The organism is Enterocloster bolteae, from assembly GCF_002234575.2.
In the GTDB taxonomy this organism is placed as follows: domain Bacteria; phylum Bacillota; class Clostridia; order Lachnospirales; family Lachnospiraceae; genus Enterocloster; species Enterocloster bolteae.
Genome location: NZ_CP022464.2, coordinates 1040838 through 1064733, shown reverse-complemented (window position 1 = coordinate 1064733; position 23896 = coordinate 1040838). Strand labels below are relative to the sequence as shown.

Sequence of the window (23896 nt, the reverse complement as noted above, 5' to 3'; positions counted from 1 at the left end):
ATACAGGAGGAATAAAATTATGAAGGTTTATATCAGTGTGGACTTTGAGGGGGTGGCTGGCTCCACTTCCTGGAGCTCCACCAACTTAGGTGATTTGGAACACGGACCCATGGCCAGGGAAATGACCCTGGAGGCAGCCGCGGCATGCAGGGGAGCCCTGGCAGCCGGAGCAACAGAAATCTACATAAAGGATGCCCATGAATCCGGCAGAAACATGGATATCTCCCTTCTTCCAAAGGAAGCAAAAATCATATTGGGCTGGAAATACTCCCCTGATTCCATGGTCTGCGGTCTGGACCAGAGCTTTGACGCCCTCATGTTCGTGGGATACCACTCTCCTGCCGGTACCAACGGCAGCCCCCTGGCCCACACCATGAACCGCAAGACCAATTACATTAAATTCAACGGCAAACTGGCTTCGGAATTCCTCATGCACGCCTATGTGGGTGCATCCCTGGGCGTTCCCTCGGTATTCATCAGCGGCGACAAAAATCTTTGCAGCCATGTCCATGAATACGATCCCGGCATCACGGCGGTGGCAGTGAAGGAAGGCATGGGCGCAGCCACCGTCAACCTGGCGCCGGAGATGGCCCAGGAGCTTATTGAGGAAGGCGCGAAGAATGCCCTTCTCACAAAGGATACCTGCCATCTGGAGGTGCCTGAAACCATTGTCATGGAAATCAACTTCAAAGACCATTTCCAGGCCCTGAGGGCTTCCTATTATCCCGGAATGGTGATGACCGATGATTTTACGGTTTCCTATACCGCCCGTTCCATCAATGAATTGATGACAGCCAGGATGTTTGTGCTGTAAGCGGTAAAGGACTGTTCATAGTAATAAGGACACCAGATAGCTTACATTATCTGGTGTCCTGTATTTTTATACACGTATTTTTATACACTCTTCTGCTTCCGGTTCCTGGCAAACATGACTGCGTACTCCAGGGAATTCTTCAGGCTCAGCTCGCTGGCTGTTCCGGTTCCCGCCTGGTCAAAGGCCGTTCCATGGTCCACAGACACACGGATAATGGGAAGCCCCAGGGTGATGTTGACGCCGGCCACCGCGTCCCAGGCCTGCTTTTCCTGGTCATAGACAAAGCCCACCACCTTAAGGGGGATGTGTCCCTGGTCATGATACATGGCCACCACGATGTCATACCAGCCGCCCCTGGCTTTGGAGAACACGGTATCCGGGGGCACAGGGCCCTCTGCCTGGATTCCCTCTGCCCTGGCAGCCTCAATGGCTGGGATGATCTCCTGGATTTCCTCCTGCCCGAACAGACCGTGCTCACCGCTGTGGGGATTCAGCCCCGCAACTGCAATCCTGGGGTTCTCAATTCCCATCTCCCTGCACGCCTTATCCCCAATGCGGATTACATCCAGCACCCGCTGCTTCTTAACCCGGTCGCAGGCCTCCCGCAGGGACACATGGGTGGACACATGGACCACCCGCATGTTCTCATGGGCCAGCATCATGGTATAGTTTTTGGTTCCGGTCAAATCAGCATAAATCTCCGTGTGGCCGGAATAGTGATGGCCTGCCAGGTTCACGGCCTCCTTATTAAAGGCATTGGTGACCGTGGCATCCACCTGTCCGTCCATGGCAAGTTCAATTACCTTCTCCACATACCGGAACGCAGCGTCCCCGCACATGGCGGACACCTGCCCCCGCACCAGCTCATCCATGGAAACCAGACCCATGTCCAGCACGTCTATGGTCCCGTGGGTAAAGACAGCATCCCTCACATCCTTTACGGCCCGGACCTTCATCTCCTCATGGCCCGCGATTTTCAGCGCGGCTTCCAGGACACAGGCATCTCCCACAACAATGGGCCTGCATGCTTCATATATGGATTGGTCGGCCAGTGCCTTCACGGTAATCTCAGGTCCTATACTGGCCGGATCACCCATGGTAATACCTATTATTTTTCTATCTTCCACGCTTACGCACCTCTACTTTATGCAGATAAGAAACAAATATGGGACAAAGGATAGCTGTCACAATGATGGCAGCGGTAATCTGTGCAGTGGCTGCTTCCGCTACCGCTAAAAGGGTGGCGTCCACAGCTGCAACCGATGCCGGTGTGGCGGCAGCATTGCCGGCTGTGGTTCCAATGGCTCCGCCCACTTCCGGATACTCCATGCGCAGCAGCTTATAAATCAGATAGCCGCCCAAACCGGTAATCAGGGTACAGGCAACGCCCAGAAGGATTCCGGGGCCTCCTGCTTTTAACAGGTTCATGATGTTCAGTCCCGCTCCCAGAGGAAATGCAAAGAAAGGAATCAGCATAGTGGCTCCGGGCTCACAGAACTTGCGGATATCTTCGTCCAGGTTGCCCAGTATGCATCCCACGATAACAGGGACAATACAGCCTATCAGAATAGACATGGGAATCTTGGCAACACCGGCCGCTCCCAGGGCAACCATGGTAAAGAAGGGGCCGTCATTGATGGAAAGAATGGATACCGCGCCTACGTCGGTCGCATCGCCGTACTCTCCGGCCAGGGCAGCGTACAGTCCGCCGTTGGAGTTGGCCAGAGCGCCTACAATGGCCAGGGTGGAAAGTCCCAAAAATCCCTTTTCCCCAAAAAGAGTACCGCAAATCAGTCCGATTATAATGCCGATTCCAACCTTTACCGCCGTGATGACCACGCCTTTATATATCGTAACGCCGGCCTTCTTAAAATTTATGGTAGTGGCGTTGCAGAAAATAAAAACAGCCAGGATGGGCATGGCCCCTGATTTCCACAGATATGTGGTGAAGGTTCCGTCAAACGCGCTCCACAAAACATTTCCAAAAAAGGTGTTGACAATTGCTCCCAGAAGCAGCGGCACTACCATCAAACCTCCCGGAATCTTCTTAACTGCCTGTAAAATCTTCATACTTAATGTTCCCCCTGTCCGGCTTTTATAAGCCTGATAATATTATCTACCGTATAAGCCAGGTTCTCCTGGCTGCGGTGCCTGCTGACGGAAAAATCCTGAGGAAGCCTGTTAATGGGGAACACCGCTGTCACACCCATATCGTAGGCCTTTCCAATCTCGTCGTCATCTGCTCCGCCTACCACCGCAATCACGGATTTGGCCTGTTTTTTAGCCCTCTCTGCAATTCCAATCACTACCTTGCCCCGCAGGCTCTGGGAATCCAGCTTACCCTCGCCTGTAAGAATGTAGTCCGCGTCGCCTATGATTTCATCAAACCGCACCGTATCCAGCACGGTCTGAATCCCCATCTGAAGTCTGGATCCAAAGAACGCAATCATGCCTGCGCCCATGGCTCCGGCCGCCCCTGTTCCCGGCACCTGGCTAATATCGGTTCCCGTTGCCTGGGCAATGACCCTGCTCAGATTCCTGATTCCCTCATCCAGCTGAAGGACCATGACCTCATCCGCTCCCTTTTGGGGTCCGAAGATAAAGGACGCTCCTACAGGTCCGTACATGGGATTGTCGATATCGCACATGGTGACGATCTCCACCTGCTCCAGAAGGCTGTCCCTTCCGGACAGGTCGATTCTGTCAATATCGGCAGTTGTTCCGCCGGTGGGAATAAACTGCCTGCCGTCCCTGTCATAAAACCTAATGCCAACCGCGGCCGCAGCGCCGCAGCCTCCGTCATTGGTGGATGAGCCCCCCAGGCCCACAATGATTTTCTTCACGCCTTTACGGGCTGCGGCCAGAATCAGCTGTCCCACCCCATAGGTGGTGGTAAGCCTTGGATCCTTCCTGTCCTCCACCAGGGGAAGCCCGGCGCAGGAAGCCATCTCGATAACAGCTGTCTGTCCTGCGTCTATCAGTCCGAAATAAGATTCCATGTCCTCAAAATAGGGATTCTTAACCGTGACATACTCCTTAACACCGCCCACTGCCGTGATAAAGGCATCCACGGATCCCTCGCCCCCGTCTGCCACCGGTATGGAGACGGTCAGGCTGTCAGGAAAGTGTTTTTTTATCTTCTCATCCATCACTGCGCAAATCTGGCTGGAGCTTAAGGTCCCCTTGAATGAATCAGGTATTAAAATAAACTTCAAATCCGTATCCCCCTCTTATCCTCTTACGATAACAGACACGCCGTCCGGTATTACCGTTACCTTGTAATCTTCCTTATTCACCATTGCCTTTGCCTTGTTAAGGGCCTCCTCCATGGTGTGGGCCGGAATCATGTGAAGCTCCTCCACCAGTTTATCATCGCAGGAAGATACAAACACAATCCTGGCTTTTAACATGACCCTGGCAAAAATCTGCGACTGCCACTGGTCTATGATGGTTTCCTCCGGTTTCCGGTCCATGAAGGTCTTCATCATACGGTTTAAATCCTTTTCATCCCGGAAGGTCTCATGGAAATATTTGCCGCCGTGGCCGTCCGCTGCCTTGGAAAGCATAATGATAACGCCGCCCTCCTTCACCGTCACCTCTGCTGCCGTCATGCCCTTTACGGACTGGTAAATGTTCTGGTCCAGAGGATAGCCCCCGTTTGTGGATATTACGATATCTGCGGGAACAGCATCCACCTGACACTTGGAAGCCAGGAAATCCCTGCCCGCACGATGGGCCAGATCACAGTCCCCTGCCACTGCAAAGATGGGGTCATGGGCGGAATCAATCACCACATTGACGATAAAGTCCAGACCCGCCACCCTGGCTGCGTACAGCATGTCATTGTGGATGGGGTTGCCCTCGATGATACCGGTCCTTGAATGCAGATCGTCAATAAAAGCTGAGTTGTGGTTATACATAACCGTCTCACGGCTGGCCACGCCCGGAAGCACGCTTTTTCTGCCGCCTGAGAAACCGGCAAAGAAATGAGGCTCAATAAACCCTTCCGCAACCAGCAGGTCCGCTTCCACTGCCAGCCTGTTAATGTACATATTTCCGCCTGAAGGCAGCTTGCCCAGATAAACCATGTTGTCCGTGTCATCACAGTCATGGACTATAATGGTTTCATGTTCCGTAATCTCAGGGCCGAACTTTGACTCCAGTTCCTCCCTGGTCGTCTCCCTGTGAAGTCCTGTGGAAATAAGAATGGTAATATCAGCATCCGGATTGCCCCTGCGGATTTCCTTCAGAATGAGAGGCATGATAATGTGGCTGGGCACAGGTCTTGTGTGGTCAGACGAAATCACCACAATCTTTTTCTTGTCAATGGCCATATCACATAGCCTGGGAGTCCCGATGGGATGCTCCAGCGCCTCCTGCACCAGCTGGGTTCCCTCCATGGGTGCCTTGTAATCATGGAGTTCTGATACAAGCACACCGGCCAGGTGCTCCTCTTCAATTTCCGCTTTCAGTGTTTCCTTTCCATAAGGCAGTAAAAATTCTCTCATGGGTTATATTCCTCCTCTTTCTTTTATTTTCCTCATGGCAAACGCCGCAGCATCCTCTGTGCCGAAAGCTCCTGCCTTTGTTACCAGTTTAAGTCCCTCACAGGCCCCGCCCTTAACCCTTACCAGCGGGACGCCCACCAGGATTTCAGCCAGTATCTCGGAACCGTCCGCCCCGATGTTCATGAGCATACCCAGGGCCGTATCCCCGCCGGTGAGATATACCCCCGATACCTCAACCGAGTCCAGCACCTCTTTGGCCATCCTGCCTATGAGTGAGCGCACATAATCCCCCACCTCAGTCAAATCCATCCCGCTTTTCTCTCCCACTTCCTGGGAAAGCTCAATCAGTTCCCGGTCATAAGCCGTATCTGTAAGAAGGATGGTATCTCTCCCGCTCTTTAAATATTCCACAGCCATGTCGCGGTATTCCTCAGGCCGGGCTGTTCCCGTCATGAGCTGGGCCACAGGTACCTTGACCATGGCGTATCCGGCCCTTTCACAGTAATGCATCTGTTCATTGGCCACCGAACTGATGCTGGCCACCACGCCAAAGGACGGAAGGGTGGGCTTTTCCAGTTCCATCATGTTGTCTGCCATTCCCGCCGTCCCCACATACAGGGCCCGCCGCCCGTCCTGCCTGACTGCCGCAATGATCCGTTTCAGGTCATCATCCGACTCAGCGTCGCATACAAAGATCCGGCCCCCGTCAAGGGAAAAGGACTGGCTTCTTACGTCCGGCAGGTATTTTAACAGCACCGGTTCCTCATAAACCTGCCCCAGCAGCTTTACCAGGTTATCTTCCATTACCGGATTCTTGGGGTCCTTGGATAATTCTGTCTTACAGATTTCCACACCGTTTAAACACTGCACCCCGTCCATAGTGGTCCTGCCCAAGGCGGGAAGGGCCGGGGCAAACACCACAAGCTCCGGGCAAAAAGCATCATCCACTGCCTTTATTTCCTGGGCAATATTTCCTCTCATAGTGGAATCCACTTTCTTTATTATGTAGCGGAACTGTCCGAAATCCACCTGTTCTAATGAATGACGCACGATTTCATAGGCATGGCCGGGCAAGGCATTCCTGCTCTCCGTATCAATCACAATTGATTTTTGTGAATCCACCGGTTTTCCCGCAAATAGGACTTCCGTCGGATATCCTCTCCTCTTTAACTGCACTCCCGTATCATTTGCCCCTGTAAAATCATCCGCAATAATCAGATATCTCTCTTCCATTGGCTCCCAACTTTCCTTTATCGTTCACTTTTGAAACATATTAGTTTCCTCTATCAGCTCCATAGTTTATTGTAATATAGGGGGGCTTTTCAATTCAAGGAAAATGTTGTATAATATGTTTAAAATTGCAACATTCGGAAGCTGTATTTTCCAGAGGAGGCAGAATGGGTGAAAAAGTCAGGATACTTGGAATTGCTCCCTATAAGGGATTGGTAACATTAATGAAACGGTACGCAGGCCAAAGGGATGATATCCAGCTGACAGCCATGCTGGGCAATGTGGAAACAGGACTTTCCCTGGCAAAGGAACATTACAGGAACTATGATATCATCATCTCAAGGGCCAATACCGCCAGCCGCATTGCGAAAGGCGTGCCCATCCCTGTGATTGACATTGGAATTGATTATTATGACGTTCTTCTCTGCCTGAAAACAGCGGAGAATACAAAAACAAAATTTGCGGTCCTGGGATTCCGTTCCCTGACCACCATTGCAAAAAGCATATGCAATGTTCTTAAAATACCTACAGATATATTTTCCATCAACACCACGTCCGAAGCCAGCTCCCTTCTGGACAAACTAAAGGAGCAGGGTTACAAGACCGTCATTTGCGATACGGTGCCCTACAACTATGCCAAGCTGATCGGCATAACCCCTATCCTTCTCACCTCCAGCATGGAAAGCCTGAAAGCCGCTGTTGACCAGGCAGTCTATACCTGGCAGACCCACAGGGATTTATACCACTCCCTGTCCCTTATGCACCAGCTCTTAGACAGCAGCGCCAACCGCTTCCTGGTGCTGTCCCGGACAGGCGAATGCATCTACACCACGCTGGAGGATGAGATCGCGGTCCCCATACAGGCAAAGCTCCAGAATGAACTGGAGCAATGCTGCACCGGACGGAAGCGTTCCTTCTTTATTACAGTAAACAACCAGATGTACTCCATCACCTCCCATCTGGTGGATGAGACCCTGAGCCCCTACATCATCTTCCATATCATGCGCTCTGAGATTCCCCTGGCCTACTCAAAATACGGGGTGACCATCATGGACAAGCAGGCTGCGGAGAACAGCTTTATGGACAGCTTTTACAGCAATACGGAGCTGGCCAGAGAAATCCTTACCAATACCGAGGATGCGGCTCCGTCTCCGTCCCCTCTGAGCCTTATGATAACAGGGGAAATCGGCACAGGAAAGGACCGGGTGGCTCATATCTACTATGCAAAGAGCCCCTTGTGTGACAACCCGCTCTACGTCATCAACTGCTCTCTTATCAGCGATAAAAGCTGGGACTTCATCACCAAACATTACAACTCGCCCTTTACGGACAACGGAAATACCATCTACATTTCCAACCTGGACTCATTGCAAAAGCCCAAGCAGAAGCAGCTGCTCTCCATCATACTGGACACCAACATGCATGTGCGCAACCATCTGATATTTTCCTGCACCCAGACCGCGGGAAGCGCCACCCCCCACGTGGTCTTTGAATACACCAATGCCCTGGGGTGCATTCTGGTGCCTATCAAACCACTGAGGGAACAAAAGGAAGACATCATCTCATCTGCCGGTCTCTATATCAATACCCTGAACCAGGAACTGGGGCGGCAGGTGGTGGGGGTTGACGATGAAGCGGCCGCGCTCTTGGAGCAATACGAGTACCCTTACAACAGAACCCAGTTCAAGCGGATATTAAAGGAGGCCGTCATACGGACAGACGGCCCCTACATCTGCGCAAAAACCATACAGGAAGTAATCCAGAGGGAAAATGTTCTGTTTTCCGGATTTCCGTTCCCGGTCCATGCATGCTCCGGCTCCACCAAAGAGGACGCGGATGCCGTTCCGGGAAACTCCAGGCTGGCGGTTTCCCATCCCTCCCCATTCTGCCTGGATACCAGCCAGTCTCTGGATGAGATGAACCGGGATATCGTGCACTATGTCCTGAATGCCTGCAAAGGCAACCAGACCGCAGCAGCAAAAAAGCTGGGTATCAGCAGGACTACCTTGTGGCGGTATCTGAACCGGTAAAACTGCACCATTACAGAGCTTCCTTTTTATTTTATCTCTGTTATAATAAAACCAGATGAAAAGACAGGAGTAAGGAGCCATGACGGAAAGAGAAAAAATGCTGGCAGGACAGCTCTATGACTGCGGCGATGCAGAATTATTAACACAGTGGCACAGAGCAAAGGATTTGGTAAGGGATTATAACAGCACGGATTCCGCGGATACACTGAAAAAGAATCAGATCTTAAATGAGCTGTTAGGCGGAAGGGGGGAAGCCCTTTGGATCACCGCGCCGTTCTTTGCGGACTACGGCAACAATATTTATTTTGGAAACAACTGTGAAGTCAATATGAACTGCACATTTTTAGATGATAATGTGATACGTATCGGGAACAATGCGCTCATTGCCCCTAATGTGCAGATATATACGGCCTTTCATCCCACAAATGCAATGGACCGGTTTGGAGTACCGCAGCAGGACGGTTCCTTTGCGTTCTGCAGGACACAGACAGCTCCTGTTGTGATTGGGGACAATGTTTGGATTGGCGGAGGCGCCATTATTATGCCGGGTGTCACCATTGGCGACAACGTGGTGATCGGGGCAGGGAGTGTGGTTACAAAAGATATTCCCAGCAATACCGTTGCATACGGAAATCCCTGCCGGGTCAGAAGGGAAAACAGATAACCTTCTGCATGAAACAAATTCCGGGGGCATTAAACCAACAGGACGCCGGACAGTAAGATTGTCCGGCGCCCTGTATTTTATATTCTGTATTTTATATTCTGCATTTTATGTCATATTTCCATGCCACCTGTCAGTGGTTTGCCCCCACTTCAATCACAGGCTCTCCCGGACCGGTTATCCATTCCGCGCCGTCCTCTGTCACCAGCACCTCATCCTCCATCCGAAAGGACAGATAAATGGACTCCACTCCCTTTTCCAGGTCATAGGGATACACTCCGTTTTCCACGGCAAACACCATGCCTGGCTTCAGTTTTTCATTGGCTTCATCGTGTATAGTGGGATACTCCACCACGTTGAGGCCGATGCAGTGTCCGCTGGAGTGAAGCAGAAATTTCCCAAATCTGGAATCCCGGATGTATCCCTCGCAGATGCGGTTGATCTCAGCAATGGAAACCCCCGGCTTCATGGCCTCCTTTGCCGCCGCCACACAGCCGCTGGCCGTCGTTGCCATTTCCCGTTCCTCCCGTGGCACGGTTCCCAGATAGAACACCCGGGTAAGGTCGGACGCATACCCGTCAATGTGGCCGCTGATATCCACCAGAACATACTCACCTTTCTGAACCACACGGTCTGTGGCATATGTATTGAATGTGCAGTACTTGTCAATACCGCTGGTAACGGTCAGATACGATATTTTATCCACTCCGCCCCGGGCCATGCGCATGGCAATGCCCTTGGATATGTCCTTCTCCGTTGTCTCTCCCGCCACAATAGTCTTTCCTGTTTCCAATATTGCTTGTTCCGTTATCCGGCACACATGGCGGATTCGTTCAATTTCCCATGGCGTTTTCACCATCCTGGCTCTCTGTATAGCCAGGGATCCATCCGTGAAACGGATGTCCGGCTGGGAATCCATGATTTTCTTCAGCAGCTCCATGGACCAGAAGTACTGCATGCCGTCTCCTGCCTCCAGGCCAATGGTCCCTGTATCCGGCTGGATTTCCTTTATGATTCTGTCAATGATGCTGATCGGCTCCTCCCCCTCCAGAGGCCCCAGGTTTCTGCTGGCAGTTCCCCAGCAGTAGATGCGGCTGGTCCAGCTGGTATACTGTACCGTGGTCTTCTCCAGTATTCTCAGTATAATAGCCGGATCCCCCTTCCTGGGCACCAGCACATATACCGGCCTGAAAAGGCTGGATGTATACCAGGAGCGGTAGCCGGTGGAATAATATATATTTTCAGGAGTGGAGAGCATAAGCATGTCTATGTCCTGCTTTTCCATCTCAGCCTGAAGCTTTTCATTGTGGAGCCGGAATTCTTCCGGCGAAAAAGATTTGTATTCCTGTGTCATATTTCCTCCTAACGATTATGCAAAGATTCCTAAAAGTCCGCCTGCCAGACCAACCACCGCAACCAGGATGATAATATTGACAGACGACCAGCCCTTCTTTACCAGTTTGTATGTGCCAAGGGTCAGCAGCAGCGGAAGCGCTCCCGGGAGAATCACGTCAAACAGCTGTTCCTGGATATTGAACATGACGCCTCCGCCCACAGGGACCATAAGTTTTAATCCCAGGGTCACATAATTGCCTACCAGTCCGCCAAGCACCAGGCACCCCATAATGGATGCGCCCAGTATGAGCTGGTTAATCAGACCGCTTTCCATAATGGTTACAATGGCATCGCTGCCCTTTTCATATCCCAGCTTGTAGGACTGCCAGTATATGGTCCACATAAACAGGGCTTCCACTATAATGTAGCCAATAACCCCCATGATGTTGCCTGTATTGGTAATGCCGATGAATAATGTAAGGAGCAGCGGCGTCACCACGCCTCCGTCAATGGTATCTCCGATGCCTGCCAGCGGTCCCATAAGACCGGATTTAATGGATGTGATGGTATCCCCTGTAATCTCCTCAGAGCCCTGGGCCCTCTTTTCCTCCAGAGCAGCGGTCAGGCCAATGATACAGGCCCCCCACTGAGGCTCCGTGTTAAAGAACTGCATATGGTTCTGCATCAGTTCCGCGCGTTTTCCTTGGTTATCCGGGTAGAGTTTATTGATGACAGGCACCATGGCGTGACAGAAACCGGTTCCCTGCATCCTCTCATAATTATAGTTAGCCTGATTGAACATAATCCACCGGAGCCAGGATTTGCGTATTGTCTTCTTGTCCAAAAGTACATACTTGTTCTCATTATTTCCCTCTGCCCCAAACAGGCTGCCGCCCATGGCGCTCAGCTTATGGCCTTTTAACTGCATATAAATCAGGGTGAATACAACAGCTGAAAATCCCAGAGATATCATATCCAGCCCAAAATACTGGACCAGAAGGAACCCGAAGAAAAAGAATACCACGGACTCACCCTTAAATATGGATTTTAAGGTCAGGGCAATACCTACTGCGGGAAGCATGCCGCCGATGGTGGTAAGGACGCCCACTATGTTTTCTCCCAAAAACTGGATGACAGACTTAAGATAATCTGTCCCAAAATATACCATCAGGAAACAGGGTATAAAGGACATCAGAAACAGCAGCAGCTGGGGCAGCACGATATTGGGTATCCAATAGTACCTGGTGTCCCCCTTTGCCGACATTTTTTCCGCTACCCGGACCCAGGCCGTATTGACCGTCATCTTCACCACCCATATGATGGTTCCCAGCAGTCCCACAGGAACTGCCAGAGCCATGGCTGTCTCCACAGGAAGATTGCCCGTAATGGCAATGGTGGTGCCCACCACGCCGGCCAGACAGATATCACCGGGAAGGGCTCCGCCGGCTCCGATGAATCCCAGATAAAGAATGTTAATCTGGGCTCCCACCATGGCGCCCTTTACAGGGTCTCCCAGGATAACGCCGGCCAGGAAGCCGGAAACAAGGGGCCTCATGACGGTCCACCAGTTTACACCCAGAACAAATGCACTATTTCCCCAAAAGTATAACAATGACAATAATGTGGCTGTTAAGATACTCATATGCTACCTCCTCCAAATCAAATTCTGGCCTGCTTCACTAAAACAGGCTTCTGATGTTAACGGCCTTATCATTCGGAACCAGCTGATAAAAGATTTCCACTCCCCCTTCCACAATCCGTTTAAAGCATTCAACCTCCTCACCGCTTGCCGACACATTCCTGTTAAAGGTCTTCCGGCCGTTCTTGGCCCCCATGCCGCCCAGAATCACCTTCTTTATTTCAATCCCCTCTTTGAGAAGTGATTCTATGATTTCCGGAACCTTCACAAGTATCAGAAAATTCTCTCCCTTCACCGGCTCCTCCTTCAGGAACTCCCGGGCTTCGGATACCGACTGTATCAGCACCTCCACCCCCATGGGAGCCGCTGCCTTGTAGATGCGCTCCATCAGCCGGTTCTGGGAAAGCTCGTCATCAATAATGAGTATCTTATTGATTGGATACTGCTTAATCCAGGCAGTCACTACCTGGCCATGAATCAGCCTGTCGTCAATTCTTGTCAAAACAATGTTTTTCATATGCTTTTGCTCCTTTCCTATCTGTGTCAGTCTGCGCTTATCAGTATCAGCCAGCGCTTGTCTGTATCAGCCCGTGCTTGTCAGCTCATCTGCAGCAGAACGTGGCTGTCTACAATCCCTTCCTTGGCCGTGTCCACCAATCCTGCGAAACTTCTGCTGTTTCCGTCCAGCAGACGGCGGTTGATGGCCTCTATCAGCAAAGGGAGGTTGGTACCCGTGATGTGTGTAAAGGAACATTCCTCCTCCAGCTGAATCATGGTGTTAAACGGCGTTCCGTACATCAGATCCGTAAGCACCAGGACTTCCTGGCCTGAATCATTGGAGCGCCGGATGGATTGCTCCACTCCGTTTCTCATCTCCTCCAGATTGCACCCCGGCTCCACACAGTAAGTCTCGATATCAGGCTGGTTGCCCAGGATGAGCCGCGATGTCCTTACCAGGCTTTCGGCCAGTGAACCGTGTGTGAAAACAATGATTTTATACATATTATCTCCCCTCCGTAATGATATTCTGTATGAATTCCGTCATGGCCCAATCCGGGCAATTGTCCATGAGATAGACCATTTTCGACGCAAAAAGCATAAAATCCCAATTGGACATATCCATAATCACTTTATCCAGCTTCTTTTGCAGCAAATCCGTCACAAACTGACAGCGGTTAATGCCCGCCTCATTATGGACATAGACAAACTCCACTTCCTTTAATGCAGTGACCTTTAAAAATCCTGTCACAGGAATCTCCATCGGCTTCCGGTTCCGCACTTCTACGGCACATCCGATATCGTACAGGTCATTCCTGGCTCTCATAAGTTCCCGCAAATACAAATCCTCCCTGTGGCGGCATGATTTCAGCAGATTGTTGATGGCCGAGCAGTCCTTCTCATCCAGCAGAGGCGAGATAAGCGCATAGGGTATCACATGTTCCCTGCTCCCCAGGGGCACCGTAGATAAAATCAAATCATATTGTTTTTGGGACATTTCCAGAAAATGATTGTAGTCACTGCTCACCACAGTCCATTGAGGATAATTCTGGGATAATTTATGCTTCAGGATATTGGTGATGCTGTTTGACATGTTGGAAACCAGTATCACATCCATTTTCTCCTCATCAGCCAGCAGCTCGCCCTGAATGTACAGCATCAGATAACAAATCTCATCAAAACTTATCTCCGGCAGCCTGAACTTTTCCGTCAGTATTCTGCATATAATCTGACATACATTGATGGTACCCTTATAATTTTCAAGCAGTATGTCTATGATTGGATTCCTGGCCGGGGTGCTGGATGCAGCCCGGTTCAGCATCAGCGTAATATGGGATATCACGTTCACATAAAATGTTGATTTTGTTCTCAGATTGATTCCTGTAATCACAGAAAACGCATCAATAAAATCTTCACCGAAGGCCACTGCCGTTTTCCTGGATTCTTCCTCCGGCAGTTCCTTCTGCATCAGGAAATTCCCAAGATGGGTGGCGGCCAGAACATTATAAATATGTGAAGTTTCGGATACAGACAGCGTATACCGGTAAGAACCGCTCAGACGGGAGGCCAGCTCAAACGCAATGGCATCCAGGGGATCCCTCTCCTGTTTCCGGTAATTGCTTTTTAAGACCGGCTCCATGAGAAACCCATTTCTCACCCTGTAAATCATCACTAGCAGGTTCACGGAAAATTCCATGTATTCCCGCTCGTCAAACCTGTAACCGGCAGACGTCTCAATGTGTTTTATGAGTCCTTCCACAAAATTCAGGTCTTCCTCCGTAAAGATGTCCAGAATCGTCATCAGCGTTTCCGACTCAAACATGCCTGTGGCGGCCGGATTGCCTCTGGTATTGGCATTTATATTATTGTCCAGAATATACAGCAGCAGTTCCGCCAGGGCCTTGCGCAGACAGCTCTCTGTTCCCTCTACCGATGTCCCCCCATGTCCCTGGATGATTCTCAATTCATGCTTTCCGGCAAAAGGCACAAGGGCTTTCAGATCCCCGGCTATGCTGCTCTTGCTTACATAATATTTGTAGGCAAGTCCGGACAGCGAGGTGGCCTCATCCGAATAGAGCAGAAGGTTCAGGGCGATATCCATTCTTCTGGACAATTGGTTCCAGGACCTGGATAATGCGCCGGAATCCATAAGTTCCATCATATAAGCTGAATTCATCAGCCTTTCCCGCTCCTCCTCATTGATTTCAAGCCTGATTCCGGTTCCGGGCCGGCTCTCAATGACTCCGTTATAGGACGCCAGAATCTCATTAACTCCGTGAATCATTCTGCGCAGCGTCTTGTCCGATACATCCATTCTCCCTGCGTAGAAGCCCACGGGCAGATACTCTTCATGTTCCAGCAAAAGTCTCAGAAATGCAATCTGTCTTGAATTCACGTCTTATCCTCTCCATACCTCCCAGGTGCCTTTTGATAGCTTGATTATAGCAAGTGCAGCTGAGGATTGTTAGTTTTACGGTTTCCTTAATTTGACCGGAACCATGTGGACAAAACTGTACATACATTTGAACATAATGACGTGCCTGTATCTCATGTTCCGGTGAATATCTGCCTATTGTACCACGACAGCCTTTGTAATATAAGGTGGGGGAAAATCAGCCCGGAACCGGGCGGGGCGGGCAGGATGGGCGGAATGGCTGAGATGGCCGGGCGGAATAGCCGGGATGGTGAGCGGGGATGGCCGGGATGGCCGGGCGGGTGAGCCGGGATGGCCGGGCGGGTGAGCCGGGATGGCCGGGCGGGTGAGCCGGGATGGCCGGGCGGGTGAGCCGGGATGGCCAGGCGGGCGGGATAACCCGGATGGTATCAGTTCAGTGGGAAATGGAACCGTGTATAATAGAATGTGCACAAGGTGGCGGCACGAAAAAAGGAAGCCCTGATACAAAAGGCTTCCCAGACAAAAAAATAGAGCAGGTGATGGGAATCGAACCCACGTATCTAGCTTGGAAGGCTAGTGTTCTACCATTGAACTACACCTGCATGAAATATGAAATCAATCTATTTAATTATAATCGGGGTGACAGGATTCGAACCTGCGACCTCCTGGTCCCAAACCAGGCGCTCTAGCCAAGCTGAGCCACACCCCGGCGCCGGCATAATATAACCTGTCATCCAATCCCGTCTCTCGACGCAAGGATTATTATATACTATGCCTTCCCAAATGTCAACAAAAATTCTACAGAAAATTCAGCGAAAAATGAGCCTCCCCCTCTTTGTCAATCTCCATGAGCATGAAAGAGGGCTTATGTCCGTCCTGGCGGGGATAGGACAGGCTTCCCGGATTCAGCACAATCAAATCCTTATCCCCTTCTTTTTTCTCCACCTCATAGAAGGGCCTGTGGGTATGCCCGAACATAACGATATCGAAACCTCTGGCTCTGGCCTCCTGCTTCAGGTACTCAGCTCCCACAGAGACATTATAGTAATGTCCGTGGGTCAGAAGGGTCTTATACCTTCCAATCATCAGTTCCTTCTCTTTATCCAGGCATGAGAAAAAGTCATTGTTTCCCAAAATTATCTCTAAATCGCAGTCTTCATTGACCCAGGTGGCAATGGCATGTTCACTTCCCTCTGCGTCTCCCAAATGAATCAGCATATCAAGCGGTCCGGTACGCCGGATTACCTCTTTTAGATTTTCATCCCTTCTGTGGGTGTCACTGACAATTAATATCCTCATCCTTCGTCCTCTCCATCTCTTACTTAAGCACACCTTCCAGGGCTTCCTTCATGGCCCTTAATGCCTTCCCCCTGTGGCTGATTTCATTCTTTTGGTCCATGGTGATTTCAGCGGATGTCTTGCCGAACTCAGGCAGATAGAGAATGGGATCATACCCGAAACCGCCCTCCCCAGCCGGCTCACCGGCGATAAGCCCCTCCATCACAGCCTCTGTGTGGAGTACCTGGCCGTCCGGCAGCATGGCCGCGATATTGCACACAAACCTGGCGCTGCGCTCCTGGCCCCCAGCCTCCTTAAGACGCTCTATGATACTCCGGTTCTTAACTGCATAGGGCGTATCTTCTCCCAGATACCGGGCAGAGTAGATACCGGGCTCCCCGCCGATATAATCCACCTCCAGGCCGGAGTCATCTGCCAGCACAATATCCCCGGTCAGATTCCACACAGCCCTTGCCTTAATCTCGGCATTCTCCCCAAAGGTGGAACCGTTCTCCACGATTTCCGGTTCGGCGCCCGCTTCCTTCATGGAAAGTATGGGAAGCCCCAAATCAGCCAATATAAGGCGTATCTCCCGCATCTTTCCCTCATTTCCCGTTGCAAATATGATTCTGTGTCCCATATCAAAAATCCTCTGCCTTCTGTTCCTTTTATAAACCGCTTTTATTTCTTTGTATATGCCTTCAGGCACAGGTTGCAGGACTGTGTTTCCTCCACATGTTCCCACACCTTTCCGTCATGGCTCAGATACCCTTCGCCGTCTGTTAAGTCCACCTGGGCAATGCCGTCCCCTGCGTCGTATTCAATGGCCACCGGATGTACGGTGCCAGGCGTTATTATTTTAACTATTATAGCAAACTTTTCGTTGTCCTCCAAGGGGATTTTTTTATCCAACGGAATCGTGTAATAACCGGCATTGTCCAGCCTGCCCTTTGCCAGCAACATCCGCCTATCCAGGGCACGCTCCATTTCCCCGCCCCCTGCATCGGGCAGATTCCGGGCCAAATAAAGCTCGTACTCCGTATTCTTGTCCGTTGCATAGAAACCCGCGGCTGCCAGATTCTCTCCCTTATCCGCCCTGTAGGCATTGGCAAACCAGGCCTCCTCCTGTCCGTATCCAATCTGACCCACCCATCCGCACAAATCACTCTGGTGAATGTAGTCATAATTGTCCACCGGCTCCACACCTGTGTATACAATATTATGAACACCGATATTGCTGTCAAAGTAGGATACATAAAAATATCCCTGGTCACCAAAATCCTCTCCCCAGCTGTTGGTACAGATAAATGCGCCGTCCCCTGCCAGGTCCAGATTAAAATTTTCCCTGGAGTAATTATCATCCCATCCCACGATGACAGAATCATGGTTGGGCTTTTCGTTTCCAATGTAACAATAGGAGTTGGTCTCTCTGTTATAGTACACAGACTGGCTCTGGTAATCCCTCATGGATGTATAAAGGGAACTCTGTACCCCGCCTCTCAGGTACACGGCCCGTTTAATGGCCTCGTAATCCTTGGAGGGAAGGACCTGAATCTCCTGTACATGTACGCTGGGCGCAAGGCCGTCCGGCGAAACTCCGTCCCCATATGGGTCCTGGGATTCCAGCACCGGTCCCTGCCAGGCCAGAAGATAGGCCATGGACATGGTATACTCCCCTCCCTCGTCCTGTCCCAGGAGGAAACTGTTGTGCATGGACATATGGTCTACCGCAAATGTCATGGACTTTCCCGGAAGCAGGGATGATTCCAGGGCTGTCAGGGACGCAAACGCCCAACAGGTTCCCAGGGACCCCTGGTTTCCAATCTGGGGCGCCCTGCCTGTCTTTCGGTAATCATAGGCAGAAGGAAGCTTTATATTGGCCGTATCCAGCCTGTTCCACTGGTACACACCGGTTGTGCTGCTTCCTGTGCTGCTTCCCTGGGCATTCTCTCCGTTCTCTGATGTGTCCCCTCCTGCTGCCGCAAAACCGCCTGCTCCGGAAGGATTTCCGGTTCCGCCCGGGTTCCGGCCGCTGCCGCTGTCCTGTGTCCCGCCGGGATTCTGTATGCCGCCGCTATCCTGTGTCCCGCCCGGGTTCTGTATGCCGCCGCTGTCCTGTGTCCCTCCCGGTTCCTGCATGCCGCCGCTGTCCCTAGTACCGCCCGGTTCCTGCATGCCGCCGCTGTCCTGTATCCCGCCCGGGTTCTGTATGCCGCCGCTGTCCTGTATCCCGCCCGGGTTCTGTATGCCGCCGGTATCCTGTGTCCCGTCCGGGTCCTGAATCCTGCCCGGAGATTGTGTCTCAGCAGGATTGTTGGCTTGGCCGCACCCGGCTGTTCCCAAAGACAATGAAACAGCCAGAAACAGGGCTGCTGCTTTTTTCCTTATTCCATTTCTAACTATATCTGATACAACAACCATAGCCGCCCTCTCAATTTGAACCGTTCTCCTGGCTGCGCCTGGGTGGCTTTGGCCCCATGAACTGATAAAAATAGGTTTTCAGCATGCCGTTGTATATCTTCCTGTTTTTGTCCGCCTTCCGCCCAATGTACTTCTGCGCATCTTCATAGGAAGTAATGAGGTACATGGACCAGGCATCCAGCGCTGCAAAGCGCTCTCCTATCTCCCGGTATAATGCGGGAAGATTCTCCTTTTCCTCGATTCTCTCCCCGTAGGGCGGATTGGATATGATAAAGCCGTATTTCTTGGGGTGGCTCAGTGCGCTGACCGGGCGCTGCTGAAAGTGAATCATATGGTCCACTCCGGCTGACTGGGCATTGGTTCTGGCGGCTTTCACAATGTCACCGTCCACGTCATACCCCTGGATATCCACCTGAACGTCCTCTTCCACCAGGTCCCCCGCCTCATCCATGGCTTCATACCAGCATTTGCGTTTGATCACGTTCCTCCACTCCTCTGCCAGAAAGGAACGGTTCATGCCCGGCGCCATATTGGCAGCCATCATGGCCGCCTCAATGGGAAATGTACCGCTTCCGCAGAAAGGATCCACCAGAATCCTGTCCCGGTTCCACGGCGTCAGGAGAATCAGGGCAGCTGCCAGGGTCTCTGTGATAGGCGCTTTGCTGGTCAATGTCCTATACCCGCGTTTGTGCAGGGATTCCCCGCTGGTGTCAATGCCCACCGTCACCATATCTTTATAGAGGAACACCCGCAGCGGATAGCTGGCTCCATTTTCAGGGAACCAGGTGACTCCATAGCGGTTTTTCAGCCGCTCCACCATGGCCTTCTTCATAATCGACTGGATATCCGACGGGCTGAACAGCTTGCTCTTGATGGAAGAAGCCTTTGCCACCCAGAACTTGCCGTCTTCGGGTATAAAGTCCTCCCAGGGTATATTCCTGGTGCCCTGAAACAATTCCTCAAAGGTCTCCGCCTTAAAGCTTCCCGCCTTGAGAAGCACCCGCTCTGCGGTGCGCAGAAACACATTGGCGCGGCAAATGGCCTCGTCATCTCCTATAAACGTGACGCGGCCGTCCTCCACCAGGGATATCTCATATCCCAGGTCCAGAATTTCTTTTTTAAGTACTGCCTCCAGCCCAAAATGGCAGGGGGCAATTAATTCAAATGTTTTCAATCGTTTTTCCTCTCAATCAGCCTCTCTTTTTTACAGCTTCAGTTCCTTGACCACTTCGCCCTCCAGGGTCCGTATGGAGAATACCCCATCCTCCAGCATGGCATAGGTGCTGGGGTTGCCTCCCTTAGGGATGGACACGGAGCCTGGGTTTAACACGGCAATATGCCTGCCCCCCTCCGCCTCGATGGTCTCGGCCTTCAGTATATGGGTGTGACCATGTACCAGGATATCTCCGTCCTGCAATGGCGGAAGGTGATCCTGGTTGTATACATGTCCGTGTGTGGCGTAAAAAGCCTTTCCCTCCAACACCATCAGACCATAGTCAGCCATTATGGGAAACTCCAGAACCATCTGGTCCACTTCCGTGTCGCAGTTTCCCCTGATTGCATAAATCTGGTCCTTAAGAGGATTCAGCATGGCGATCACCTCCTTGGGGGCATATTCCCTGGGCAGGTCATTGCGGGGGCCGTGATACAGGATGTCTCCCAGAATCACAAGCCGTCCGGCTCCCGATTCACTGTATATATCCAGCATCTTCCTGCAATAATATGCAGAACCGTGTATATCCGATGCAAACATTATTTTCATGGCTCTGTCTCCTCTAAAATAGAATAATCACGTTTCTATTCTAAAGCCGAAAGCGGCCTCCTGTCAATGTATTTCCCCCTGTAATTCAACATTCCGCCCGCCAGGTCCACGGCGTGATAGCCCATCCTCCACAGGTCCCGGCAGACCACCATGCTCTTGGCCCCCCTGTCACAGTAAAATACAATGGTACCGTCCTTGCGGATTTCCCCCATCAGGTTCTCAAGCTCATCATAGGGAATGTTCACGCTTCCCCATATCCTGTCCTGCTCAAACATCCAGGGCTCCCTCAGGTCCACCAGCTGCGCAATCTTTCCCTGTTCCATCCATTGGTCAAACTGTCTGTATGATATCATTGGAAATGTCGTCATTTCCCACTCACCTTCCCTTTCTGTCACGTTCTGTCCGGGCTAATGCCTGTCATTCGTGTCCTACTACCAATATATGCAGGCATTACTATGGGGTGAGGACAAGAAAAAGCCCACTCCGCGTCATGCGAAGCAGGCTCCTTCCATCATCTGTACTCAGTACGCCGCAGCTTTTTCGATATTAGTAGTTGTTGTTCTGGCTGCTGTTGCGGCTGCTGTTCTGAGAGCTGTTTCTGGAGCTGTTCTGAGAATTGTTCTGGCTGTTGTTCTGAGAACTGTTCTGGGAATTGTTCTGAGAATTGTTCTGAGAACTATTCCTAGAGCTGTTCTGAGAGCTGTTCTGGCTGTTATTCTGCTGGCTGCAGTTTCTTGAGCTGTTTTCCATGTCGTTGTTGAAGTTATTCTTATTAGACATCTTCAATACCTCCTAAAAACATTCTTTTTTAGTTACAGCCTTAGTATGGCAGAATTGCACACCTTTTATTCGATAAAATAAAAAAAGGTTGCTTTTTTCCATAAAATATATTATAAATAATATGAGGTAAAATGGTTTCCCTTAAACCATGACCTCATCCTTATTAATTATTTATACTCCCCTTGAGAAGTCCCCGGATAGCTCCCCTATCCGGGGACAACTCTTTGTAATTTCGTTGTATCTGCTTCCCTATTTTCACTCCCCTATTTTTTTCAATTCTCCCTTGACTTCAACCGTAAAACATGGTATGTTTAATGGGTATTTTTAATAAGATTTTGATTTCACATATTTTTGTAAGTCATTATTCCTATGATGATTTACAAAAATATGTGATTTTTATTTTTATCGAAAATATAATATTATATTATGGAGGTATCTTTCATGAACAAAGGTACAGTAAAATGGTTTAACTCACAGAAGGGCTACGGCTTCATCACAAACGAAGAGAACGGAATGGATATTTTCGTTCATTTTTCCGGAATTGCCTCCAATGGCTTCAAGTCTCTGGAAGAAGGCCAGGCCGTTACATTTGACATTACAAACAGCCCAAGAGGCTTACAGGCAGTAAATGTTTGCGCTGCATAATAGAGATTGACCTGACAGGGACCGTTTTCCAAAAGGAAGCGGTCTCTTTTTTATGCCTTGGTCGTTCCTATTTTCATATTACCGTTATCTTTTAGTTCTGCCAGACAGCACAAAGGCCCGCCGGAATACTCCGACAGGCCCTGCTTATATATATTGAAAATCCTATCCTAGCACATTTACTATCTTCACCGGATTCCTGTAATTCCAGTTGGACACGGTAATGCCTGTCCTCTCCGTTGAAGCATGTACGATCTGTCCGTTGCCAATATACATGGCTACGTGGTTAATACTTCTTCCGCTGCCGTAAAAAATCAAATCTCCCGGCTGCATCTGGTCAGCGCTAATGGCGATCCCCTGCTGGGCTTGTCCGCCGGAAGAACGGTTCATGGAAATTCCTGCTGAATTCTGCAGTACGTATCTGGTAAATCCGGAACAGTCCGTCCCTGTACGCGGGTCGCTGCCGCCGTACTTATATCTTCCGCCTACAAACTGCATGGCGTAATTCACCACCTGCTGGCGCTTATATGTATCTGAGGATTCAATGGCATCCTGCTGTACCTCTGCCATCTCACTTTCTCCTACCTGCTCCACGGTAGCATTACCGGATACAGGCAGAAATCCTTCGGATTCATTGACCCGGACCTTCATCCATCCGTTTCCCATATCCTCCAGGACTTCGTATGTATTCCCTGTTTTGGCTGTCATCAGTACTTCTTCACTGTCTTGGCTTTTGTTAATGTTGACGCTCTCCGCTGTAATGGTGGCAATGTATGTACCTGCTGTGAATCCAGGACCGATTGCAGCCAGGGAAGTAAATGGATTCATGACCATCAGCATCCCGCATACAGCTCCTGCCTTTAAAAGGCTGCCTAACATTTTTCTCATTGAAGAAACTCTCCCATCATGGTTTTATACTGAATGTAGCCGGAGTTTATTTATTACATAATTGTTACATTCATTACAAATGTATTATATCACAATTTTATCTCACGTCAACAATTTTAGACATATTTAATATTTCCTTCATTATTTTTAACATTTTATGTAGTAATTTTGAATTAAAAATGAATTTCCTCCCTGATACGGCTCCCCTCCCGGCCCAGATCACAAAAAAACCTGCTGTCTCAGGACAGCAGGCTTACAATCTTAACTGGTTTTCTGTAATTATATGGGGACGTCTTGATTCCCGTCTTTTCTGTGGATGCATGCACCACTTCCCCGTCTCCAATGTACAGGGCCACATGGTTGATGCCCCCGCCTCCGGCGTAAAACAACAGGTCGCCCGGCTGCATCTGCTCCTCAGTCACAGCCTTCCCGTATGAGGACTGTCCGGTGGACGAATGAGGAAGACTGATGGAAGCAGCCTTGCCCAGCACGTATCTGGTAAAGCCGGAGCAGTCCACTCCCTTATTGGGGTCCACACCGCCGTACTGGTAACGTCCGCCCACGAACTGAAGGGCATACTCCACTACCTGACGGCGCATCTTGGCATCCTCATCCACGGTTTCATGCGCTTTTTCCACAACCGTGGCATTACCGGAGGTCTTTATGTATCCTTCCCTTCCGCCGGTGCGTATCTTAACCCAGCCCTGTTCCGTTCTTCCCAACACCTCATAAGTCTGGCCCCTCATAACCTGGCCCTGTCTGGACGAACCTTCACTGGCACTTCTGTGTACGTCCACAGCAGGCGCCTCTATCTTCACTACATAGGAGGACCGGGTCTGGACCTCTGCCTGCTTTACAGCAGCCTGGCTGTCCATAGGGTTCACCGCCCACAGTCCTGCACACAGGCATATAAGCCCTGATGCCTTAATGATTCCTTTCCCTAATCCCCTTATGCTCACGCTGACTCTCCTAACTTCCATCTATTTTCCTGAAAATGTAAATATTACGCAAATAT

General features: G+C 50.6%; 23 protein-coding genes and 2 tRNA genes. 4 read left to right on the top strand and 21 right to left on the bottom strand.

Features of this window, described 5'->3' with window-relative positions; genetic code table 11:
• Positions 1–19: 19 nt before the first annotated feature.
• On the top strand, positions 20–814 hold the full coding sequence (locus CGC65_RS04990; RefSeq protein WP_002568023.1) for a M55 family metallopeptidase: 795 nt from the start codon (positions 20–22) through the stop codon (positions 812–814).
• A gap of 80 nt (positions 815–894) precedes the next feature.
• Here the strand turns inward: CGC65_RS04990 and pdxA are convergent, their stop codons facing one another.
• From pdxA to CGC65_RS04965, 5 genes are read right to left on the bottom strand one after another with little or no spacing between them, the layout of a single operon-like run.
• The gene (gene pdxA / locus CGC65_RS04985) at positions 895–1911 is read right to left on the bottom strand and encodes a 4-hydroxythreonine-4-phosphate dehydrogenase PdxA (RefSeq protein WP_002568024.1); all 1017 of its coding nucleotides are present in this window, start codon (positions 1909–1911) and stop codon (positions 895–897) included.
• A gap of 19 nt (positions 1912–1930) precedes the next feature.
• Complete coding sequence (locus CGC65_RS04980; RefSeq protein ID WP_002568025.1) at positions 1931–2884, bottom strand: 2-keto-3-deoxygluconate permease; 954 nt, start codon at positions 2882–2884, stop codon at positions 1931–1933.
• A 2-nt stretch (positions 2885–2886) separates the two neighbouring features.
• Positions 2887–4029 carry a glycerate kinase family protein gene (locus CGC65_RS04975; protein ID WP_002568026.1) on the bottom strand — a complete coding sequence of 381 codons (1143 nt, stop codon included), beginning with the start codon at positions 4027–4029 and terminating at the stop codon, positions 2887–2889.
• Positions 4030–4044: 15 nt separating this feature from the next.
• The gene (gene larA, locus CGC65_RS04970) at positions 4045–5322 is read right to left on the bottom strand and encodes a nickel-dependent lactate racemase (RefSeq protein WP_002568027.1); all 1278 of its coding nucleotides are present in this window, start codon (positions 5320–5322) and stop codon (positions 4045–4047) included.
• A gap of 3 nt (positions 5323–5325) precedes the next feature.
• Positions 5326–6555 carry a four-carbon acid sugar kinase family protein gene (locus CGC65_RS04965; protein ID WP_002568028.1) on the bottom strand — a complete coding sequence of 410 codons (1230 nt, stop codon included), beginning with the start codon at positions 6553–6555 and terminating at the stop codon, positions 5326–5328.
• 164 nt (positions 6556–6719) lie between these two features.
• Here CGC65_RS04965 and CGC65_RS04960 point away from each other — a divergent pair, with 164 nt between their 5' ends.
• Positions 6720–8582: a sigma-54-dependent transcriptional regulator gene (locus tag CGC65_RS04960; protein ID WP_002568029.1), complete on the top strand. Its 1863-nt coding sequence runs from the start codon at positions 6720–6722 to the stop codon at positions 8580–8582.
• 79 nt (positions 8583–8661) lie between these two features.
• Positions 8662–9246, top strand: a complete 585-nt coding sequence (locus CGC65_RS32375) for a sugar O-acetyltransferase (protein ID WP_002568030.1) — start codon at positions 8662–8664, stop codon at positions 9244–9246.
• Between the two features lie 130 nt (positions 9247–9376).
• On the opposite strand, the gene CGC65_RS04950 is transcribed toward CGC65_RS32375, so the two are convergent.
• From CGC65_RS04950 to CGC65_RS04880, 14 genes are all read right to left on the bottom strand, one after another.
• Positions 9377–10597, bottom strand: coding sequence for a M24 family metallopeptidase (locus tag CGC65_RS04950; protein WP_002568031.1), 1221 nt, complete (start codon positions 10595–10597; stop codon positions 9377–9379).
• Between the two features lie 15 nt (positions 10598–10612).
• On the bottom strand, positions 10613–12220 hold the full coding sequence (locus tag CGC65_RS04945) for a PTS system mannose/fructose/sorbose family transporter subunit IID (RefSeq protein ID WP_002568032.1): 1608 nt from the start codon (positions 12218–12220) through the stop codon (positions 10613–10615).
• Between the two features lie 37 nt (positions 12221–12257).
• Positions 12258–12734 (bottom strand): PTS sugar transporter subunit IIB, encoded by a 477-nt coding sequence (locus CGC65_RS04940; protein WP_002568033.1) that lies wholly within the window; start codon positions 12732–12734, stop codon positions 12258–12260.
• Positions 12735–12814: 80 nt separating this feature from the next.
• Positions 12815–13219, bottom strand: coding sequence for a PTS sugar transporter subunit IIA (locus CGC65_RS04935; RefSeq protein WP_002568034.1), 405 nt, complete (start codon positions 13217–13219; stop codon positions 12815–12817).
• Position 13220: 1 nt separating this feature from the next.
• The gene (locus CGC65_RS04930; RefSeq protein WP_002568035.1) at positions 13221–15110 is read right to left on the bottom strand and encodes a BglG family transcription antiterminator; all 1890 of its coding nucleotides are present in this window, start codon (positions 15108–15110) and stop codon (positions 13221–13223) included.
• A 531-nt stretch (positions 15111–15641) separates the two neighbouring features.
• Positions 15642–15712: transfer RNA gene (locus CGC65_RS04920), tRNA-Gly, on the bottom strand.
• A 32-nt stretch (positions 15713–15744) separates the two neighbouring features.
• Positions 15745–15819 (bottom strand) — tRNA-Pro (locus CGC65_RS04915).
• Positions 15820–15908: 89 nt separating this feature from the next.
• Complete coding sequence (locus CGC65_RS04910; protein ID WP_002568036.1) at positions 15909–16409, bottom strand: metallophosphoesterase family protein; 501 nt, start codon at positions 16407–16409, stop codon at positions 15909–15911.
• 19 nt (positions 16410–16428) lie between these two features.
• Complete coding sequence (gene rdgB / locus CGC65_RS04905) at positions 16429–17028, bottom strand: RdgB/HAM1 family non-canonical purine NTP pyrophosphatase (protein ID WP_002568037.1); 600 nt, start codon at positions 17026–17028, stop codon at positions 16429–16431.
• 41 nt (positions 17029–17069) lie between these two features.
• On the bottom strand, positions 17070–18809 hold the full coding sequence (locus CGC65_RS04900) for a lectin like domain-containing protein (RefSeq protein ID WP_002568038.1): 1740 nt from the start codon (positions 18807–18809) through the stop codon (positions 17070–17072).
• Positions 18810–18819: 10 nt separating this feature from the next.
• A complete protein-coding gene (locus tag CGC65_RS04895; RefSeq protein ID WP_002568039.1) occupies positions 18820–19983 on the bottom strand; it encodes a THUMP domain-containing class I SAM-dependent RNA methyltransferase in 1164 nt (387 codons plus the stop codon).
• Positions 19984–20013: 30 nt separating this feature from the next.
• The gene (yfcE, locus tag CGC65_RS04890) at positions 20014–20571 is read right to left on the bottom strand and encodes a phosphodiesterase (RefSeq protein ID WP_002568040.1); all 558 of its coding nucleotides are present in this window, start codon (positions 20569–20571) and stop codon (positions 20014–20016) included.
• Positions 20572–20606: 35 nt separating this feature from the next.
• Complete coding sequence (locus CGC65_RS04885; RefSeq protein WP_002568041.1) at positions 20607–20939, bottom strand: rhodanese-like domain-containing protein; 333 nt, start codon at positions 20937–20939, stop codon at positions 20607–20609.
• A gap of 178 nt (positions 20940–21117) precedes the next feature.
• Positions 21118–21351 carry a hypothetical protein gene (locus CGC65_RS04880; RefSeq protein WP_002568042.1) on the bottom strand — a complete coding sequence of 78 codons (234 nt, stop codon included), beginning with the start codon at positions 21349–21351 and terminating at the stop codon, positions 21118–21120.
• A gap of 441 nt (positions 21352–21792) precedes the next feature.
• Between CGC65_RS04880 and CGC65_RS04875 the strand changes: the two genes are divergently transcribed.
• Entirely contained in the window at positions 21793–21996 is a 204-nt protein-coding gene (locus CGC65_RS04875; protein ID WP_002568043.1) for a cold-shock protein, read from the top strand.
• 162 nt (positions 21997–22158) lie between these two features.
• On the opposite strand, the gene CGC65_RS04870 is transcribed toward CGC65_RS04875, so the two are convergent.
• Positions 22159–22881 (bottom strand): NlpC/P60 family protein, encoded by a 723-nt coding sequence (locus CGC65_RS04870; protein ID WP_002568044.1) that lies wholly within the window; start codon positions 22879–22881, stop codon positions 22159–22161.
• A gap of 239 nt (positions 22882–23120) precedes the next feature.
• Positions 23121–23861, bottom strand: a complete 741-nt coding sequence (locus tag CGC65_RS04865) for a C40 family peptidase (RefSeq protein ID WP_002568045.1) — start codon at positions 23859–23861, stop codon at positions 23121–23123.
• Between the last annotated feature and the right edge of the window lie 35 nt (positions 23862–23896).

Excerpts from the sequence above, each read along its gene's own strand:
- CGC65_RS04990 (WP_002568023.1), top strand. The coding sequence starts at position 20 with ATGAAGGTTTATATCAGTGTGGACTTTGAGGGGGTGGCTGGCTCCACT.
- pdxA (WP_002568024.1), bottom strand. The coding sequence starts at position 1,911 with ATGGGTGATCCGGCCAGTATAGGACCTGAGATTACCGTGAAGGCACTG.
- CGC65_RS04980 (WP_002568025.1), bottom strand. The coding sequence starts at position 2,884 with ATGAAGATTTTACAGGCAGTTAAGAAGATTCCGGGAGGTTTGATGGTA.
- larA (WP_002568027.1), bottom strand. The coding sequence starts at position 5,322 with ATGAGAGAATTTTTACTGCCTTATGGAAAGGAAACACTGAAAGCGGAA.
- CGC65_RS04965 (WP_002568028.1), bottom strand. The coding sequence starts at position 6,555 with ATGGAAGAGAGATATCTGATTATTGCGGATGATTTTACAGGGGCAAAT.
- CGC65_RS04960 (WP_002568029.1), top strand. The coding sequence starts at position 6,720 with ATGGGTGAAAAAGTCAGGATACTTGGAATTGCTCCCTATAAGGGATTG.
- CGC65_RS32375 (WP_002568030.1), top strand. The coding sequence starts at position 8,662 with ATGACGGAAAGAGAAAAAATGCTGGCAGGACAGCTCTATGACTGCGGC.
- CGC65_RS04950 (WP_002568031.1), bottom strand. The coding sequence starts at position 10,597 with ATGACACAGGAATACAAATCTTTTTCGCCGGAAGAATTCCGGCTCCAC.
- CGC65_RS04945 (WP_002568032.1), bottom strand. The coding sequence starts at position 12,220 with ATGAGTATCTTAACAGCCACATTATTGTCATTGTTATACTTTTGGGGA.
- CGC65_RS04940 (WP_002568033.1), bottom strand. The coding sequence starts at position 12,734 with ATGAAAAACATTGTTTTGACAAGAATTGACGACAGGCTGATTCATGGC.
- CGC65_RS04935 (WP_002568034.1), bottom strand. The coding sequence starts at position 13,219 with ATGTATAAAATCATTGTTTTCACACACGGTTCACTGGCCGAAAGCCTG.
- CGC65_RS04910 (WP_002568036.1), bottom strand. The coding sequence starts at position 16,409 with ATGAGGATATTAATTGTCAGTGACACCCACAGAAGGGATGAAAATCTA.
- rdgB (WP_002568037.1), bottom strand. The coding sequence starts at position 17,028 with ATGGGACACAGAATCATATTTGCAACGGGAAATGAGGGAAAGATGCGG.
- CGC65_RS04900 (WP_002568038.1), bottom strand. The coding sequence starts at position 18,809 with ATGGTTGTTGTATCAGATATAGTTAGAAATGGAATAAGGAAAAAAGCA.
- yfcE (WP_002568040.1), bottom strand. The coding sequence starts at position 20,571 with ATGAAAATAATGTTTGCATCGGATATACACGGTTCTGCATATTATTGC.
- CGC65_RS04885 (WP_002568041.1), bottom strand. The coding sequence starts at position 20,939 with ATGACGACATTTCCAATGATATCATACAGACAGTTTGACCAATGGATG.
- CGC65_RS04880 (WP_002568042.1), bottom strand. The coding sequence starts at position 21,351 with ATGTCTAATAAGAATAACTTCAACAACGACATGGAAAACAGCTCAAGA.
- CGC65_RS04875 (WP_002568043.1), top strand. The coding sequence starts at position 21,793 with ATGAACAAAGGTACAGTAAAATGGTTTAACTCACAGAAGGGCTACGGC.
- CGC65_RS04870 (WP_002568044.1), bottom strand. The coding sequence starts at position 22,881 with ATGAGAAAAATGTTAGGCAGCCTTTTAAAGGCAGGAGCTGTATGCGGG.
- CGC65_RS04865 (WP_002568045.1), bottom strand. The coding sequence starts at position 23,861 with ATGGAAGTTAGGAGAGTCAGCGTGAGCATAAGGGGATTAGGGAAAGGA.